This window comes from Burkholderia crassaminum (genome assembly GCF_964265005.1).
Classification (GTDB): domain Bacteria; phylum Pseudomonadota; class Gammaproteobacteria; order Burkholderiales; family Burkholderiaceae; genus Burkholderia.
The window spans coordinates 313,108-329,776 of the sequence record NZ_OZ183801.1 but is presented as its reverse complement, the minus strand read 5'-3'; the positions used below and the strand labels follow the sequence as shown (position 1 = coordinate 329,776).

The window sequence follows — 16,669 nt, the reverse complement described above, 5'->3', positions numbered from 1 at the left end:
AGCTGGCACATTTATTTAGCGGTCGTTTTGTCTTCTTCGTTGTGACTGCCACCTCCGCCTCCGTGCGAAAGATTATCCCTAACCGTTTACGGCACCGAATCGGAAATCTTTAGCGATCTCCCCAACTTCGATACCGAGAAGCCCACAAGAGCGGAAGATGTCAGGTGGACGCCCGTGGCCTGGGCGCGATTGCAATTCGATTGGTGCGAATCAGACCAACATCCAATAAGTTGTTTTCGGAGGAGGCTTTCAGTCCCACAAGCGATAGCATCCGTCCCAAAATTATCGAAGACGCGCCATGGGAATCCCCGTCAAACCAACCGTGGACGTATTCGCACGAGGACCGTCCGAACATGACACGCAGATACTCTCTGCATACTTTTCGAGGCAACACTGGTCGCTGCTAAAAATACAGGCGCCGCCGGCTCCAAAACTCGTCGCGGCAGGCGGTCACGGAAGCGGCGCGCACTGTCCGGCCATTGACGACGAACCGGCCGCCTGCACGATCTCGCGCTTGCACGAATTCCAGGCCCGCGCCTCCCAGTCGCCCGCGAAACCGGGCAGCATGACGGCAGTCGCGGTAGCGCTCGACGACGCTCAGGTCCGGCAAGTCGCTGCCTTCCTGTCGGTCTCGCCACGCTGATTCGACACGGCGCCCGCCGCGTGGGGCCGTGCGTCGCCGGCCACGCGTGTCGGGTTCAGCTCACGCAACACGCTGGCGCGGCTGCCGTCGTCATTGGGCAATTGCGGCATCCCGCGTGCAAACGCGGGCGCGACCGCCGCCGCGAGCAGCGCAGCGATCGCCAGTCGGGAAAGGCGCTTCATCGCCTGTCTCCCGGTTACTGCGCGCTGACGGCCGGCACCGGCGCCGACGCCGTCGCGGTGGCCTGCTCGCCGTGCGCGATCGCATAGAGCTCGCGATTGCGCGCGATCGTCTGCGTGCTCGGCGGATAGTCCCAGTTCGACGTGGGCACGGTGCCGTCGCGCTGCGCCTGAACGAGATCGGCGATCACGTCGGCACGCGTCGGGCCCGACGATGACGTCTGCGCGAAAGCGGCAACCGGCGTGCCGATGGCGAGGGCGAGCAGCGCGGTCGCTGCGATCAGTCTGCGATTCATGATGAAACTCCCCAGAACGGTTCGATGAGGACGCATCGTCGATGCGCCGCCGGCGGTGCCGCGGATGCGGTTCGCCGCCCGACACCTTCATTCTGGTGACCGCGGCCGGCACGACGCTGACCGCCACATGACAATCCTGAAATCTGCGGCGCAACCCGCAGATAACAGCTTCGTAATCTTCGAGTCAGGGCCGGGTCAACGCGGCATCGGCAGACTGCACGCTCGTCGCATCCATTGCGGCGCCCGTGCCCTGCTTCGAGGAAAACATCATGTGGATCGTCCGGCTGGCGTTGCGCAGGCCCTATACGTTCGTCGTGCTCGCGCTGCTGATCTTCATCGCGGGCACGCTCGCGATCCTGCGCACGCCGACCGACATCTTTCCGAACATCGACATCCCGGTCGTCAGCATCGTCTGGTCGTACAACGGCTTTTCCGCCGAGGACATGGCCAGGCGCATCACGACCAACTACGAGCGCGCGCTCACGTCCGACGTCGACGACATCGAGCACATCGAATCGCAATCGCTGAACGGCGTGTCGGTCGTGAAGATCTTCTTCCACCCCGGCGCGGACATCAATCGCGCGATCGCCGAAGCGTCGAGCAACTCCGCGTCGATCCTGCGGATCCTGCCGCCCGGCACGCTGCCGCCGAACATCATCACGTACAACGCGTCGACGGTGCCGATCCTGCAGCTCGGGCTGTCGAGCAGCACGCTCGCCGAGCAGCAGCTGTACGACCTCGGCAACAGCTTCATCCGCACGCAGCTCGCGACTGTCCAGGGCGCGGCCGTGCCGCTGCCGTTCGGCGGCAAGGTGCCCGAGATCGTCGTCGACCTGAACATGCGCGCGCTGCAGGCCAAGGGGCTCGCACCGATCGACGTGGTCAACGCGATCAACGCGCAGAACCTGATCCTGCCCGGCGGCACCGCGAAGATCGGCGCGCGCGAATACAGCGTACAGATGAACGGCAGCACGCAGACCGTCGCCGCGCTGAACGACCTGCCGGTGAAGACCATCGGCGGCAACGTCGTCTACGTGCGCGACGTGGCCCACGTGCGCAACGGCTACGCGCCGCAGACCAACATCGTGCGCAGCGACGGCAAGCGCGCGGCGCTGCTGACGGTCGAGAAGACCGGCAGCGCATCGACGCTGACGATCATCGGCCAGGTGAAGGCGATGCTGCCGAAGATCGCGGCCGGCCTGCCGAAGGCGCTGCACATCACGCCGCTCGGCGACCAGTCGGTGTTCGTGAAATCGGCGATCCAGGGCGTCGCGCGCGAAGCGCTGATCGCCGCGTGCCTGACGGCGCTGATGATCCTGCTGTTCCTCGGCAGCTGGCGCGCGACGCTGATCATCGCGGTGACGATCCCGCTCGCGGTGCTGACGTCGCTGTGCGCGCTGGCCGCGCTCGGCGAGACGATCAACATCATGACGCTCGGCGGGCTCGCGCTCGCGGTCGGGATTCTCGTCGACGATGCGACCGTCGCGATCGAGAACATCACGCACCACCTCGAACGCGGCGCGCCGCTCGAGGAGGCGATCCTGACCGGCGCGGGCGAGATCGCCGTGCCGACCTTCGTGTCGACGCTGTCGATCTGCATCGTGTTCGCGCCGATGTTCCTGCTGACGGGCGTCGCGCGCTACCTGTTCGTGCCGATGGCCGAAGCAGTGATCTTCGCGATGATCGCGTCGTACTTCTTCTCGCGCACGCTGATCCCGACGCTTGCGATGGTGCTGATGCGCGCAAAGGGGCACGGCAGGCCGCCGCGCCGCATCTTCGCTCGCTTCGCGCGCTTCCAGGCCGCCTTCGAGCATCGTTTCGAGGCGGTCCGCGCGCGTTATCGCGCGCTGCTGTCGGCCGCGATCGCGAACCGCCGCCGCTTCACGGCCGCGTTCCTGCTCGCCTGTGTGGCTTCCACGAGCCTGTTCGCCGTCGCCGGGCAGGATTTCTTCCCGTCGGTCGATACCGGCGAGATCCGGCTGCACCTGCGCGCGCCGACCGGCACGCGGATCGAGGAGACCGCGCGCCTGACCGACGAGGTCGAGGCGCGGATCCGCTCGGTGATCCCGGCGAACGAACTGGCCGGCGTGCTCGACAATATCGGCGTGCCGGTCAGCGGGATCAACCTGACCTACGACTCGTCCGATCCGGTCGGCGCCGGCGATGCCGACATCATGATCACGCTGAAGCCGAACCACCGGCCGACCACGCAGTACGTGACGAAGCTGCGCAACCTGCTGAACCAGGCGTTCCCGGGCGTGACCTTCGCGTTCCTGCCAGCCGACATCGTCAGCCAGATCCTCAACTTCGGGTTGCCCGCGCCGATCGACATCCAGATCGTCGGCAACCGGCTCGATGCGAACCGCGTGGTCGCGAACCGGTTGCTCGCGCAACTGCGCGGCGTGCGCGGCCTCGTCGACGCGCGCATCCAGCAGCCTGGCGACGCACCCGCGATCAACGTCGACGTCGATCGCACCAAGGCGATCCAGGCCGGGCTCCAGCAGCGCGACGTGTCGCAGAACCTGCTGATCGCGCTGTCCGGCAGCTCGCAGACCACGCCGAACTTCTGGCTGAACCCGGCCAACGGCGTCAGTTACCCGGTGTTGGTGCAGACGCCGCAGTACGACGTCAATTCGCTGCAGTCGCTCGCGAACATCGCAATGCCGACCGCCGCGCAATCGCCGCAGACGCCCGCGGGCGGCCCCGCGGCCGGCGCGGGTGCGCAGAACCTGCTCGGCACGCTGGGCACTTTCTCGCGCGCCGAGCAGCAGGCCGTCGTGTCGCACTACAACGTGCAGCCGGTGCTCGACATCTTCGCGTCGGTGCAGGACCGCGATCTCGGCGGCGTGACGGCCGACGTGACGAAGCTCGTCGACGCCGCACGCGCGCAACTGCCGCCCGGCTCGTCGATCGTGCTGCGCGGCCAGGTGCAGGCGATGCACCAGTCGTTCGCGGGGCTGCTGAGCGGCCTCGTGCTCGCGATCGCGCTGGTCTACCTGCTGATGGTCGTGAATTTCCAGTCGTGGCTCGACCCGCTCGTGATCGTCAGCGGCCTGCCCGCATCGCTCGCGGGCATCGCGTGGATGCTGTTCGTCACGAACACGACGCTGTCGGTGCCCGCGCTGACCGGCACGATCCTGTGCATCGGCATCGCGACCGCGAACAGCATTCTCGTCGTCAACGCGGCGCGCGAGCTGAGCGCCGGCGGCACGCCGCCGTGGCAGGCCGCGCTCGACGCGGGTTTCAGCCGGTTCCGCCCGGTCGTGATGACCGCGCTCGCGATGCTGATCGGCATGCTGCCGATGGCGCTCGGCCTCGGCGACGGCGGCGAACAGAACGCGCCGCTCGGCCGCGCGGTGATCGGCGGCCTGGCGTTCGGCACGGTGTCGACGCTGCTGTTCGTGCCCGTCGTGTTCGGCTTCGTCCATGCGTGGCTCGAACGGCGCCGCGATGCGGCCGCCGCACGCCGCGTGCCGGACACGCCGGCACTGCCCTGAGCACGGTTGCCCGGAATACCCGCCGATTTCCTCCGACTCGCCCGACTTCGAACCCATCATGAACGACTCGACCGAACCGCTCGCCCCGCTTTCCGCCGAAACGGCGGCGGTGCCGCCTGCCGCGCGCGACACCGCGCCCGACGCGCCGCTGCCTCGTCGCGGCTACAGGCTCGCCGTCCCGCTGGCCGCGCTCGCACTCGCCGCCGCGCTGCTGGCCGCCGGCATCGTGCCGCGTATCGACGCACGTGCCGCGCAGCGCGTGCAGGTGGCCGCGCAGCGGGCGCTGCCGGTGTCCGTGATCCGGCCCGGCGCCGCGCCGGCCGTCCAGACGCTCACACTGCCCGGTGCGGTGATGCCGTACGCGGAGGCGTCGATCTACGCCCGCACGAGCGGCTACATCGCGCACTGGAGCGCGGACATCGGCACGCACGTGAAAGCCGGGCAGACGCTCGCGCAGATCACGGCGCCCGACCTCGACGCGCAGTTGCGCCAGGCGCACGCCGACACATCGACCGCGCAGGCGAACTACGACTATGCGAAATCGACCGCGCAGCGCTGGCAGGACATGCTGAAGACGCAGTCGGTATCGCAGCAGGACACCGACACGAAGGTCGCCGACATGAACGCGAAGCGCGCGATGCTCGCCTCCGCGCAGGCGAATGCCGCCCATCTGAACGAACTCGTGTCGTACGAATCGGTGACGGCGCCGTTCGACGGCGTGATCACCGCGCGCAACGTCGACGTCGGCACGCTGGTCACGGCGGGCGGCACACCGGGCAGCCCGGGGCTGTCGGGCGAGCTGTTCCACCTCGAGCAGACCGACACGCTGCGCGTGTTCGTCGACGTTCCGCAGGATAGCGCGGCCGGCGTGTCGGCCGGCACGCCCGTGTACCTGACCACGCAGCAGTATCCGGGCCGGCACTTCGCCGCGCGCGTGGCGCGCAGCGCGGGCGCGATCGATCCCGTGACGCGCACGCTGCGGGTCGAGATCGACGTCGACAACCGCGACCGCGCGCTGATGCCGGGCGCGTATGCGCAGGCGCACCTGCTCGTCGCGAGCGCGGCGCCCGCGTTCGAGCTGCCGGTCAGCGCGCTGCTGTTCCGGCCGAACGGCGTGACGGTCGCGACCGTCGCCGCGAACGGCACCACCGCGCTGAAGACCGTGCAGATCGGCCGCGATTTCGGTACGCACGTCGAGATCGTCGCGGGGCTGGCCGCGACCGATCAGGTGATCGACAACCCGGGCGATTCGATCGCCGGCGGCGAGGCCGTGAAGATCGTGGCGGTCGAGCCGGGTGCGGCGCAGGCGGCTGTGCGGGCCGGCTCGGCAACCGGTGTGCCGGCGGCGCCGCGCGCGGGAGCGGGAGCGGGAGCGGGAGCGGGAGCGGGAGCGGGAGCGGGAGAACCTGCCGCACCTGCCGCCGTCGCGACGCCCGCGTCGACGCCGGTTGCGACGTCGACGCACGCCCGCGGCTGACCGTTCATGACAACCCGCGAGATCGCCACCATGTGCCTCCTTCATCCGCTCCCGTTCGCGCGCCGCGTCGTCGCGCTCGGCATCGCCGCCGCGTTGACCGCGTGTTCGACGCTACCCGCCTATTCGCCGCCCGCCATCGCGGTGCCGGCGCACTATGCGGGCGTACCGGCTACGGGCATACCGGCTACGGGCGTACCGGCTACGGGCATACCGGCTTCGAGCCCCCCCGCCTCCCCATCCGGCTGGAACGTCGCCACACCAGCCGATGCCGCGTCGCGCGGCCCCTGGTGGACCGTCTTCGACGACGCAACGCTGAACGCGCTCGAAGCGCGTGTCGACATCTCGAACCAGACCGTGAAGAAAGCCGTCGCCGATCTCCAGCAGGCGCGCGCGATGGTCGACTACCAGCATGCGGGGTTCCTGCCGACCGTCACGGCCGGCGTCGCGCAAAGCCGCTCGCGCGTGTCGCAGAACAAGCTCGGCTCGTCGCTCGCCGGCAAGACGACGCCCGACTACCAGGCCGGCGTAGCCGCGAGCTGGGAACCCGACCTGTTCGGCCGCGTGCGCGACGCCGTGACGGGCGCACAGGCGAATGCCGAGGCGAGCGCAGCCGACCTGCAGGCCGTGAGGCTGTCCGTCACGGCCGAACTCGCGACCGACTATTTCGCGCTGCGCTCGCTCGACACACAGAAGCAACTGCTCGACGAGACGGTGCGCGCGTATGCCGATGCACTGAAGCTGCTGAAGCAGCAACTCGCGGCCGGCGCGATCGACGCGTCGGCCGTCGCGCAGGCCGAGACGCAGCTCGAATCGACGCAAACGCAGGACACCGACATCGACGCATCGCGCGCGCAGCTTCAGCATGCGCTCGCGACGCTCGTCGGCGAAAGCGCGTCGACCTTCACACTGCCGCCGCGCGTACAGGCATTCGACGTGCCGGCGATCCCGGCCGGCGTGCCGTCGCAACTGCTCGAACGGCGGCCCGACATCGCGGCGGCCGAGCGGCGCGTGGCGGCCGCGAACGCGCAGATCGGCGAGGCGCGCGCCGCGTTCTTTCCCGATCTGGTGCTGTCGGCGAGCGCAGGGCTCGAAAGCGGGTTCTTCGCGCCGTGGCTCACCGCGCCGAGCCTGTTCTGGTCGCTCGGCTCGCAGCTCGCCGGCACGCTGTTCGACGGCGGGCGCCGCAGCGCGTCGCTGCACGCCGCGCATGCGCAGTACGACGGCGTGGTCGCCGATTACCGGCAGACCGTGCTGGCCGCGTTCCAGCAGGTCGAGGATCAACTGTCCGCGCTCGATGCGCTCGCGTCGGAAGCGAACAGCCAGCAGCGCGCGACCGACGCGGCCGACCTGTCGCTGAAGCTGACGACCAACCGCTTCAACGCAGGTGCGGTCAGCTATCTCGACGTCGTGACCGCGCAGACGATCGCGCTGTCGAACCGGCGCCTGGCCGACCAGATCGCCGCGCGCCGGATGGAGGCCGCGGTCGCGCTGCTGACGGCGCTCGGCGGCGGCTGGAACAAGGATACGGATGCGAATGCCACGGCCGCCGCGCACGCGGCCGCTACGCCGCCTGCGTCCTGACGAACGTGAGGATGAAGCGCGTGCCGGCCGCGTCGCTTTCGACGCGTGCGGTGCCGCCGTGCAATTCCATCACCGAGCGCACGATCGCGAGGCCGAGCCCGGCCGTGCCGCCCGGCACGCCGCCGCTGCGTGCGGGGTCGCCGCGCACGAAGCGCTCGAAGATGCGCGGCAGGAGCGCGGGATCGATCGGCTCACCCGGGTTCGCGACGACGACGCGCACCGCATCCGGCGTTTCGTCGACGCTCATCACGATCGCGCCGCCCGCCGGCGTATAGCGCAGCGCGTTGGCCAGCAGGTTGCTGACCGCGCGGCGGAACAGTTCGAGATCGGCGGTCAGTTGCCCGTGCCCGTCGACGCGCAGCGTCGATCCGGCTTCGTCGGCCAGACCTTCGAAATAGCCGGCGATACGCTCCAGTTCGTCATGCACGTCGAACGCACGCTGCCGCGTGACGAAGCCCGGATGCTCGGCGCGCGCGAGAAACAGCACGTTCTCGATCATCCGCGCGAGACGGTCGTATTCCTCGAGATTCGATTCGAGCAGCGCCTGGTACTCGTCGGGCGAGCGCGGCCGCGCGAGCGCCACCTCGGTCGCGCCGCGCATGTTGTTCAGCGGCGTGCGCAGGTCGTGCGCGAGATCCGCGCTGAATTGCGACAGGTGTCCGAACGCCTGCTGCAGGCGGCCGAGCATCGCGTTCTGCGCGTCGACGAGTGCCGTCAACTCGCGCGGCGCGCGCGACGCGTCGAGCCGCGTATCGAGCTTGTCGACGGTGATCCGGCCCGTGTTCGCGACGATTTCGCGCAGCGGTGCGAGCGATGTACGGATCAGCCAGTAGCTGAGCAGCATCGCGAACAGCGCACCCAGGCCGCCGGCGATCTTCAGCCGGTCGCGGTAGCCGTCGAGCATCGCGGCGCGATCGCTCATGTTGCGCGCGATCGCGATCCGGATCGTCGAGTGGTCGCGCAACCGCGCATCGGCGACGACGCCGCGCACGGACACGCCGCCGTCGGCCGTCCAGGTCGCGATCCGGTCGGTGGTGATCCGTTCGTTCGCGGGCACCGGCGTCGCGTGCGGCGGGAACAGCTCGGCGTCGGACAAGACCGGCTGCGCGGGCGATGCGGGCGTCGATGCGGTTGCCGCCGGCTCGGGCAAGTCCTCGAACTCGGTGCGCTCGACGTTGTGGCGCGCGAGCACGTTGCCCTGCCCGTCGACGACGGCGATCGACAGCGCCGCGTTGCCGAGCACCTGGCTCGTCAGCCGGTCCGCATGCGTGCGCACCGCGTCGAGCGAATCGAGCTCGCCCGCCAGCCGGCGCGTGTGCCGCGCGGCGAGCACGATGTCGAGGTCGTCCTGCGTGCTCACCTGCCGCTCGAGGCCCGTGTACACATAGGTGCCGACCAGCGCGAAGACGGCGAGCGTGGTCGCGCCGAACGCGAGCGCGAGCGTCGCGCCGAGCGAACGCCCCAGCGTCATGCGGCGTCCTTCGGTTCGAGCACGTAACCGACACCGCGCACCGTATGGATCAGCTTGACCGCGAAATCGTCGTCGATCTTCGCGCGTAGCCGCCGGATCGCGACTTCGACCACGTTGGTATCGCTGTCGAAATTCATGTCCCACACGTACGACGCGATCTGCGTGCGGCTCAGCACCTCGCCCTGCCTGCGTGCGAGCAGCTGAAGCAGCGAGAATTCGCGCGGCGTCAGGTCGATCCGCACGGTGCCGCGCTTCACGCGGCGACGCACGACGTCGATCTCCAGGTCACCCACCGCGATGCGTTCCGTCTCGCGCGGCGGCCCGCGCCGTGCGAGCGTGCGGATGCGCGCAAGCAGCTCGACGAATGCGAACGGCTTCACGAGGTAGTCGTCGGCGCCGAGTTCGAGGCCGTGCACGCGGTCCTGCACGTCGTCGCGCGCGGTCAGGAACAGCACGGGCGTCGCATGCGTGTCGCGCAGCCGCTTGAGCACACTCCAGCCGTCGAGCACGGGCAGCATCACGTCGAGCACGATCACGTCGTAGCTTTCTTCCTGCGCGAGCGTCAGGCCCTCGCCGCCATCCTTCGCGAGATCGACGCTGAAGCCGGATTCCTCGAGCCCCTTCTTCAGGTACGCACCGGTCTTCGGTTCGTCTTCGACTATCAGGATGCGCATGATCGGCTCCGTCGCATTCGGTGGTGACATGCGCCGATGTTACCGGGAAACGCCGCGCGCGAGCCGCGTCGCGCCGGTGCGGGACGGGCGGATTACAAAACTGTCATCTGCGGGTCAGCATCGTGACTGCCGCGGAAACCAGAATGGGATACGTGGGGCCGCCCCACTCGCCCGTTCGTTCAACCGCCAAGGAATCGCCATGAAACTCTTCACTGCCTTTGTCGTCGCCGCGCTGAGCCTGCCGTTCGGCACCCAGGCCTTCGCCCAGTCCACGCAGGCACCGCTCACGCGCGCCGAAGTCCGCCAGCAACTGATCGATGCCGAAGCCGACGGCCTGCTGCCGACGAACCGGAACGACTATCCGCCGTCGCACGCGCAGATCGCGCGCAATCGCCAGCTTTACGCGCTCGCGCATCCCGATGCGGCGCCGGTCGCGACGGCATCGGCCGGCAATTGATCTCCGCCGGTGACCGACAGCTCGCTGACAGCCGGATGGTGTGCCGGCCCGGCGCCTGTCGGCGGATTCCGCGGCGCCCGCAGCCGGGCCCGCGAAATCCTTGTCGATCAAACGCTTGAGCGCGCCGGCCCGACGGCCGCCCTCCTGTCCGACGATTGCACCGCCCGCGTGAGCGCCGCCGTGAAACGCCGCCTGCCCGGCCCCGCCATTTCTACGAAATCCGGCGTTACCCGCGTGTCATTCCCATTCATCGCACCTTCGACTGGATTGAAGGCACTCCCCGCCCAACGAGGTGAAACGATGAACGCGAAACAATGGGCCGTGCTCGGCTCGGGCGTGCCGGCCGCATGCCTTTCCAGCGCGATCCTGCTCATGGGCCGGTTCGGGGGCCGCCGCTCACGCATCGCCGCTCATTCGCGGCTGCGCGGTCGAGCGGTCGCCTCGGCGACGCGGTCGACCCAGCCACGGTAGAACGCGCGGTACTTCAGCACGAGCTTGTCGTACCTGCTGTACGCGCCGCCGCCGTCCGGCTTCATCCCGTTCCAGATCTTGACGTCGTACCCCGCGGCCTGTCGGGTCTGCAACCCGAACAGCACATAGTCGATCGCGCGGCGCACGGGGCCGCCCACCTTCTTGATCGAGATGAGCATGTGCATGACGTTTTTGCCGTCGCTCACCGGCGTCACGCACTGGAGCAGCTTGTACTTGAAGTCTCCGTCCAGCGCGACCGTCATGACGCATCCGCCGGGGTAGCCGTCGAAGTGCAGGTTCATCTGCGACATGTTCAGGCCGAGCGCACGCGACAGCATGCCGAGGGGCCCGAAGTACCGATTCACGGTGAAGTCGATCCCGGCACCGAACCACGCACCCGCCCGGGCCAGCGACTCGACCTCCGGCCAGGGGCGCCAATCGTCGAAGAGCTTGAGCTCGAAGGCCGAGATCGGAAGCGCGTGCACGGGAGTCGCGTGCTGCGCGTCGTAGAAGTTCTCGACGATCCGCAAGACCGCCGTCGTCGTCTCGAACGCGAAATGCAGGTGCATGAAATCGCCGTTGTCGACGTCGGCCGCGGCGATGTCGGGCAGCGGGTGCAGCGGCTGCGGAGAACCGTACCAGACCCACACGTAGCCGTATCGCTCGGCGGTGACCAAGGTCGGCTGGCGCGCCCCGCGCGGGACGGGCTCCAGCTGGCGCACCGCCTGGCTGTGACCGGGGATGTGAACGCACTGGCCCTGCTCGTCGTACCGCCAGTGGTGAAACGGGCACTGGATGCACCCGTCCTCGACCCGCCCGTCGGCCAGGTTTGCGCCGAGGTGCGAGCAGTGACGGTCCATCACCACGGCCCGCCCCGTCGCGCCGCGCCACGCCACGCACGGACGGCCGAAGAGCGTCAACTCGGTCGGCTTGTCCTTGAGGTGGTCCGAGCGCATCGCGACGTACCAGCTCGCGGCCACGCGCGTGGTCGCGTCGTACGCCCCCGGGGGAGGCGCGTTGGCGACCGCTTGATCCAATTGAACGTCGTCCATCGTTGTCCTGACGGTGTCGGCCGACTACTTCAGCGCCAGGCCGATGCGGGTCGTGATGTACGCCCTGAGCAGCGCGAACATCGGGTTGTAGTCGAAGTACTTTTTCACCTCGGCCGGCGCGCTGGTTTGCGTCCAGTGCATCAGCTTCATTGCCGGTACCAGGCTGTACTTCGAGTTGTTGAGCTGCGGCCTGGCCCCGGTGATGCAGTACCCGAAGCCGAACATCGGCCTGGCGAAATCCCGTTCGTCGATGAGGGCGTGAATCCGCGCCGCGGCCTCCTCGGCCGGCTTGCGCCCGGCGCTCACGGCCTCGACCTCGGCCTTGGCGTCGTTGAACAACTGGTAGTACCCCTCCATGTCCGCGCACAGGTACCCGAGGTACGGGGGGTCGTTGTCGAGGTGATCGAGGTCGCCCTCGTCACGCGACGCACGGAACCTCGCGTGGGCTTGCACCAGCCGGAACTGCCCGAGGATCGTGCCGACCGCCCACAGCCGGTGAAACGCGTCCCACAGGCGGAAGTCCGAGAACGCCGTGTAGCAGCAGCTGACGAAGTCGTCGTTGTGGTCCAGCAGCTTCTGCTGCAGGCGCTCGATGTACTCGAAGCGCTCGGGGGAGAAGTCGTCGTCGCGCAGCGCCTTGATGAGGCGCGCCGCGAGCGCGTGGATCGTCACCGCGGTGTTCTCGAGCCCCCGGGAGAAGAGCGGATCGATGAACCCGTTCGCGTGCAGCATCAGGCAGTAGCGGTCGCCGACGCAGGCGCTCGACGAGAATTGCAGGCGGTCGGTCTTGACCCAGTCGCGCACCGGCACGGCGTCCCGGAACTGCGCCGCGATGCTCGGGAATCGCGCGAGGAACGCGTCGAATTCCTGCTGGGCGGGGATGTCCGTTTTCGGGTAGACACGCGGGTCGAGCTGCAGGCCGACGCTCACCAGGTTGTTGGTCGACCGCGGGTGGTTGTTGAACGGAATCACCCAGAGCCAGCCGCCCTCGAACATGTGGTGCAAGGTGCCCTCGTGCCAGCGCCAGCGCTGCCCCTTGACCTTGAAGATGTCGTCGAACGGCTTGACCCCGAGCATGTGCGTGTAGAGGCTGCGCGAGTGTGTCTTGAAGCGGCACGGCTCTTCGCGGAGGTTGAACTTGGTCGCGAGCGGCGCGCGCGGTCCGCCGCAGTCGATCATGTACCGGCCGGTGAACCGTTCGCCCTGGGCGGTGGTCACCGCGACGCCGTCCTTGTCCGCGTGGTATTCGGTCAGGGTCGTCTTCTGGCGCACCGTGCAGCCGTACTTGATCGCGGCTTGCAACAGGTAGGCATCGACGTCTTGCCGGTAATAATGGCTCTCCGGACCCCACGGCAGCTCGGGAATGACGCACTGCGTGAATTCCTTCGGGTCGTGCTCCTGGCCGGGCTTGTGGAACACGAAGCCGAAGTTGCGCTTGATGCCCGTGCTCGACGCGACATAACGCTGCGTCGCGTAGAACGACGTGATGCGGTCGAGCTCCGGAATGCCGTAGCGATCGGCGATGATGCGATTCATGAGCGACGTCTCGGGGATCGACGATTCGCCGATCGTGAACCTCGGGTGCGACGACTCCTCGATGATCAGCACGCGAAACTGCTGGTTGGCCAGGATGGCTCCCATCTGGGTGCCGGACATGCCCGAACCGAGGATGATCACGTCGAAGTGGTTGCTGTCGCGCCCGTTCGCGGGGCTCTGCTGAGTCATGGGGGCACACTCTCCTGGTGAGATGGAACACATGGTCGAACGCGTCAGGCGTCAGGTGTCAGGGCGCGTCGAGCGCGGCGCGGACGCGGGACCGCGCGGCACGCGTGAGCGCGAGTAAATCGACGAGCGCGCTGGGCGCATACCCCCCGCTGCCGATCGCGGGGCCGCTTTGCCCGGCTTCGTACGCCCGCTCCGCCAATTTGATGTGAGGCGCGCGGAAGCGCAGCAGGACCTCGAAGACCCGGTCGAGGGCCGCCAGCCCGGCCCCGACGGGCTCGCCTCGCGCGCCAGGCGCTCGCGCCTCGCCGAGCACGCGGTCGACGAGCGCCGGCTCCCCGGCGAACCGGGCGTAGACCGCCCTGAACGCGGGAAGCACGTAGGGCAGGTACGTCTCCTTGAATTCTCGATAACCTTCGTGATCCGATTGCGAGCCCCACAGCACGTGCTCCAACACGAAGAGCGGCATTTCCACGGCACCGGGGCCGAGGTAGCTCCGGCCCCCGACTCGAATCGGTTCGTAGTACGGGCGGAGCTCGTCGTAGAAGACCTGCACCGAGATGAAGCGGTAGGCGTAGACGATCGATTCGACCATTTTGTGGAGATAGTCCGCCAGTTCGTCGCACCCTTCGGCGAACGCCGGCGACCGCAGGGGCACGTCGTACAGCTCGACGGTCAACGCGATGGCCGCCTCGAGCGCCGCCATCGAGATGCGCACGCTCTCGAGCAGGTGCGATTCGTCGCGCAGCCCGGTGTAGCTCCGCTGCGCGTCGGCTGCCGCGGGGTTCCAGACCGTCACATGCAGGAGCGTCTCGCGCGGCGGCAGGTCGGTCGCGCGCGCCAGGTCGAGCAGCACCGGCTCGAGCCCGGGCACCGCCTCCGCGGGCTCGTGTCCGTGCCGCTTGAGCGACCCCAGGAAGAACCCGATGTCCCGCATCGCCGCGGCGGCTTCGACGAAGCCCCAGCCGGACGGCACGCCGCGCGCCGGGAGAAACTCGCGCAACAGGCCGACGATGCCGGGCACGTCCTTTTTACGGTTCAGGCCCGGCAGTTGCAGAACGAGCGAGCGCGCCTGCAGCGGATCGCAGGCCGCCACCGCAGCGTGCGTGGCCGCCGATGCGCATACCCGGTCGAGGGTACGCTCCACTACAGGATTTCCGGTGCCGCGAGCGTCGGCCCGGGCTGGCTGCGAGACCGCCCCGCGTCACCCTCACGCAGCGACCGCAGGTAGTCGTAGTTGGTCGGCAGGCTCGTCCGCAGACGCTCGGCCTCGCGTCGGATGCGGGCGAACATCGCCTCGGCCTTGTCGATCGACTCCGGCCGGTGCCGCAAGAGCGGCAGCGACCGGTCGGGCAGCATGCCCAGGCCGGCAAAGATGCAGTAGTAGTTTCCGTTCAACCAGAAGTTCCTGAATTCGTAGTCGAACGTTTCGTAGTACGTGGAATCGTCGAACGACGTGGTGGTCAGCGGCAGCCCCGCCTTGTAGCGCTCGACCTTTTCCTTGATGGCGTCCGAGAGCCGCAGCTCGTGCCGGTTCGCGAGCCAGAACGGCGTATCGTCGCGCGACGTGGTGAAGTAATGCGCCTGGACGAAATCCCGGCAGTCGTCGAACATGTGGACGATCTCGGCGTTGAATGCGTCGGTCAACCGCGGGTCGAACGAGGTATCGGGGAAGTGCTTCACGAGCTGATAAAGCGCCGCGTAGATGAAGTAGATTCCCGTCGATTCCAGGGGCTCCAGAAAGCACGACGACAGCCCGATGGCGACGCAGTTGTTGACCCACGCCCGCCCGTTGCGCCCGACCCGGAACTTGATCTGGTTGAGCGGCTGCTTGTCCGAGAGGCCCCAGAGGTTGAGGAAGTCGGCGGTGGCCTGGTCGCGCGAGGTGAACTTGCTCGAGAAGACGTAGCCGCTGCCGAACCGGCCCAGCATCGGAATCTTCCAGGTCCACCCCGAATTCATGGCGATCGCGGAGGTGTACGGCTCGACTCCCACGCGCGCGTCGGCGTTGGGCACGGCGCTGGCGACCGCGCTGTCGCACAGCAGGTAGTCGGACATGTCGATGAAGGGCTCCTTCAGCGCCTGGTTGATCAGGAGCCCCCGCATGCCGGAGCAATCGATGAACAGGTCCGCCTCCAGCGTCCGCCCTTCCTTGGTGGACAGGCTGGAGATGTAGCCGCGGTCGTTCAGGTGAACCTCCACGACCTCGTCGACCACCCGCTTCACCCCGCGTTCGACGGCCCAGCGCTTCAGGAAATCGGCCACCAGGTGGGCGTCGAAGTGCCACGCGTGAGACATCTGGCGGGTGCCGTCGGACAGGCACGGTGCCAGCTTGCCGTCGAGCGCCCCGGGCTGCGGGTAGCAGGCGTACTCCATCGGCTGCTGGAAGCCCTGTTCGCGCTTGCGCAGCCAGTAGTGGGTCAGCGGCACGCCGTCGCAGTTCGGCACGTTGCCGAACAAATGGTAGAAGTGATCGTCGCGCGAGCGGTCAGGGGACTTCCTCCAGTTCACGAACTTGATGGCGGCCTTGAACGCGCCGTTCACCTGGGGCATCCACTCCCGCTCCGGTATCCCGAGGAAGTCGAAGAACACCTTCTGCAAGCTCGGGATGGTCGCCTCGCCCACGCCGATCCGGGGGATCGCCTCAGACTCGACGAGCGTAATGTTCGTATGCTGCTGGAGCGCCCGGACCAGATACGACGCGGCCATCCAGCCCGCGGTGCCGCCGCCCACGATGACGATATTCTTGATCGGGTTGCTCATGACCCTCTTCTCATAGGATATGAAACCTGAATGGATAGTGCCGCCTTGTCGAGCCGAACTCGGAACCCTTCCGGTAAGGCGTCCTAACATATAGGAGACCATCACGAACGGATCGACTTGCCGATTCCGCAATCGCCATTAGCGCATCGAGATGCTCACACAACGTCAGCTCCCCGAGTCTTGCCATGCCAAGCAGCCAATCTCTGCGGCACACCTTAGCAGTGTTAACGATGCCGCATATCTCAAAAATTCATATCAACTTCAATTGATCCAGAGGAATATTTAATCCAGTAAAGTACCGGCGAGATACTTTCCACAAAACCATTTACCTTTCTAAACGATACATTCACTTTTTCATTCGGATCTCGCGCACCGGTGAATTTATT

The 16,669-nt window shown here is 67.7% G+C and carries 12 protein-coding genes; 4 read left to right on the top strand and 8 right to left on the bottom strand.

All coding sequences use genetic code 11. From position 1 onward, the window contains the following. Positions 1–597: 597 nt before the first annotated feature. Both ACPTTF_RS34740 and ACPTTF_RS34735 read right to left on the bottom strand, forming a co-directional pair. The gene (locus tag ACPTTF_RS34740; protein WP_423372119.1) at positions 598–825 is read right to left on the bottom strand and encodes a hypothetical protein; all 228 of its coding nucleotides are present in this window, start codon (positions 823–825) and stop codon (positions 598–600) included. 14 nt (positions 826–839) lie between these two features. Further along, a complete protein-coding gene (locus ACPTTF_RS34735; protein ID WP_423372118.1) occupies positions 840–1,118 on the bottom strand; it encodes a DUF4148 domain-containing protein in 279 nt (92 codons plus the stop codon). Positions 1,119–1,387: 269 nt separating this feature from the next. On the opposite strand from ACPTTF_RS34735, the gene ACPTTF_RS34730 reads away from it, so the two are divergent. From ACPTTF_RS34730 to ACPTTF_RS34720, 3 genes are read left to right on the top strand one after another with little or no spacing between them, the layout of a single operon-like run. Beyond that, positions 1,388–4,615 (top strand): efflux RND transporter permease subunit, encoded by a 3,228-nt coding sequence (locus ACPTTF_RS34730; RefSeq protein WP_423372117.1) that lies wholly within the window; start codon positions 1,388–1,390, stop codon positions 4,613–4,615. Positions 4,616–4,673: 58 nt separating this feature from the next. Further along, entirely contained in the window at positions 4,674–6,092 is a 1,419-nt protein-coding gene (locus ACPTTF_RS34725) for an efflux RND transporter periplasmic adaptor subunit (protein ID WP_423372116.1), read from the top strand. A 30-nt stretch (positions 6,093–6,122) separates the two neighbouring features. Then, complete coding sequence (locus tag ACPTTF_RS34720) at positions 6,123–7,673, top strand: efflux transporter outer membrane subunit (RefSeq protein ID WP_423372115.1); 1,551 nt, start codon at positions 6,123–6,125, stop codon at positions 7,671–7,673. On the opposite strand, the gene ACPTTF_RS34715 is transcribed toward ACPTTF_RS34720, so the two are convergent. Both ACPTTF_RS34715 and ACPTTF_RS34710 read right to left on the bottom strand, forming a co-directional pair. Beyond that, positions 7,654–9,144: a heavy metal sensor histidine kinase gene (locus ACPTTF_RS34715; RefSeq protein ID WP_423372114.1), complete on the bottom strand. Its 1,491-nt coding sequence runs from the start codon at positions 9,142–9,144 to the stop codon at positions 7,654–7,656. The genes ACPTTF_RS34720 and ACPTTF_RS34715 overlap by 20 nt on opposite strands. After that, positions 9,141–9,818: a heavy metal response regulator transcription factor gene (locus ACPTTF_RS34710; RefSeq protein WP_021160488.1), complete on the bottom strand. Its 678-nt coding sequence runs from the start codon at positions 9,816–9,818 to the stop codon at positions 9,141–9,143. The genes ACPTTF_RS34715 and ACPTTF_RS34710 overlap by 4 nt, the downstream gene beginning before the upstream one ends. Positions 9,819–10,017: 199 nt before the next feature. Here ACPTTF_RS34710 and ACPTTF_RS34705 point away from each other — a divergent pair, with 199 nt between their 5' ends. Next, positions 10,018–10,275: a DUF4148 domain-containing protein gene (locus ACPTTF_RS34705; RefSeq protein WP_166958416.1), complete on the top strand. Its 258-nt coding sequence runs from the start codon at positions 10,018–10,020 to the stop codon at positions 10,273–10,275. 410 nt (positions 10,276–10,685) lie between these two features. Here ACPTTF_RS34705 and ACPTTF_RS34700 read toward each other — a convergent pair whose 3' ends face one another. The 4 genes from ACPTTF_RS34700 to ACPTTF_RS34685 are packed head-to-tail and all read right to left on the bottom strand — an operon-like array spanning position 10,686 to position 16,283. Further along, positions 10,686–11,798 carry a Rieske 2Fe-2S domain-containing protein gene (locus ACPTTF_RS34700; RefSeq protein WP_423372113.1) on the bottom strand — a complete coding sequence of 371 codons (1,113 nt, stop codon included), beginning with the start codon at positions 11,796–11,798 and terminating at the stop codon, positions 10,686–10,688. Between the two features lie 24 nt (positions 11,799–11,822). Continuing rightward, positions 11,823–13,523 carry an NAD(P)/FAD-dependent oxidoreductase gene (locus ACPTTF_RS34695; protein ID WP_423391202.1) on the bottom strand — a complete coding sequence of 567 codons (1,701 nt, stop codon included), beginning with the start codon at positions 13,521–13,523 and terminating at the stop codon, positions 11,823–11,825. Between the two features lie 58 nt (positions 13,524–13,581). Then, positions 13,582–14,667, bottom strand: coding sequence for a monodechloroaminopyrrolnitrin synthase PrnB family protein (locus ACPTTF_RS34690; protein WP_423372111.1), 1,086 nt, complete (start codon positions 14,665–14,667; stop codon positions 13,582–13,584). Then, positions 14,667–16,283: a tryptophan halogenase family protein gene (locus tag ACPTTF_RS34685; RefSeq protein ID WP_423372110.1), complete on the bottom strand. Its 1,617-nt coding sequence runs from the start codon at positions 16,281–16,283 to the stop codon at positions 14,667–14,669. Before ACPTTF_RS34685 ends, ACPTTF_RS34690 begins: the two co-directional genes overlap by 1 nt. Positions 16,284–16,669 lie beyond the last annotated feature (386 nt).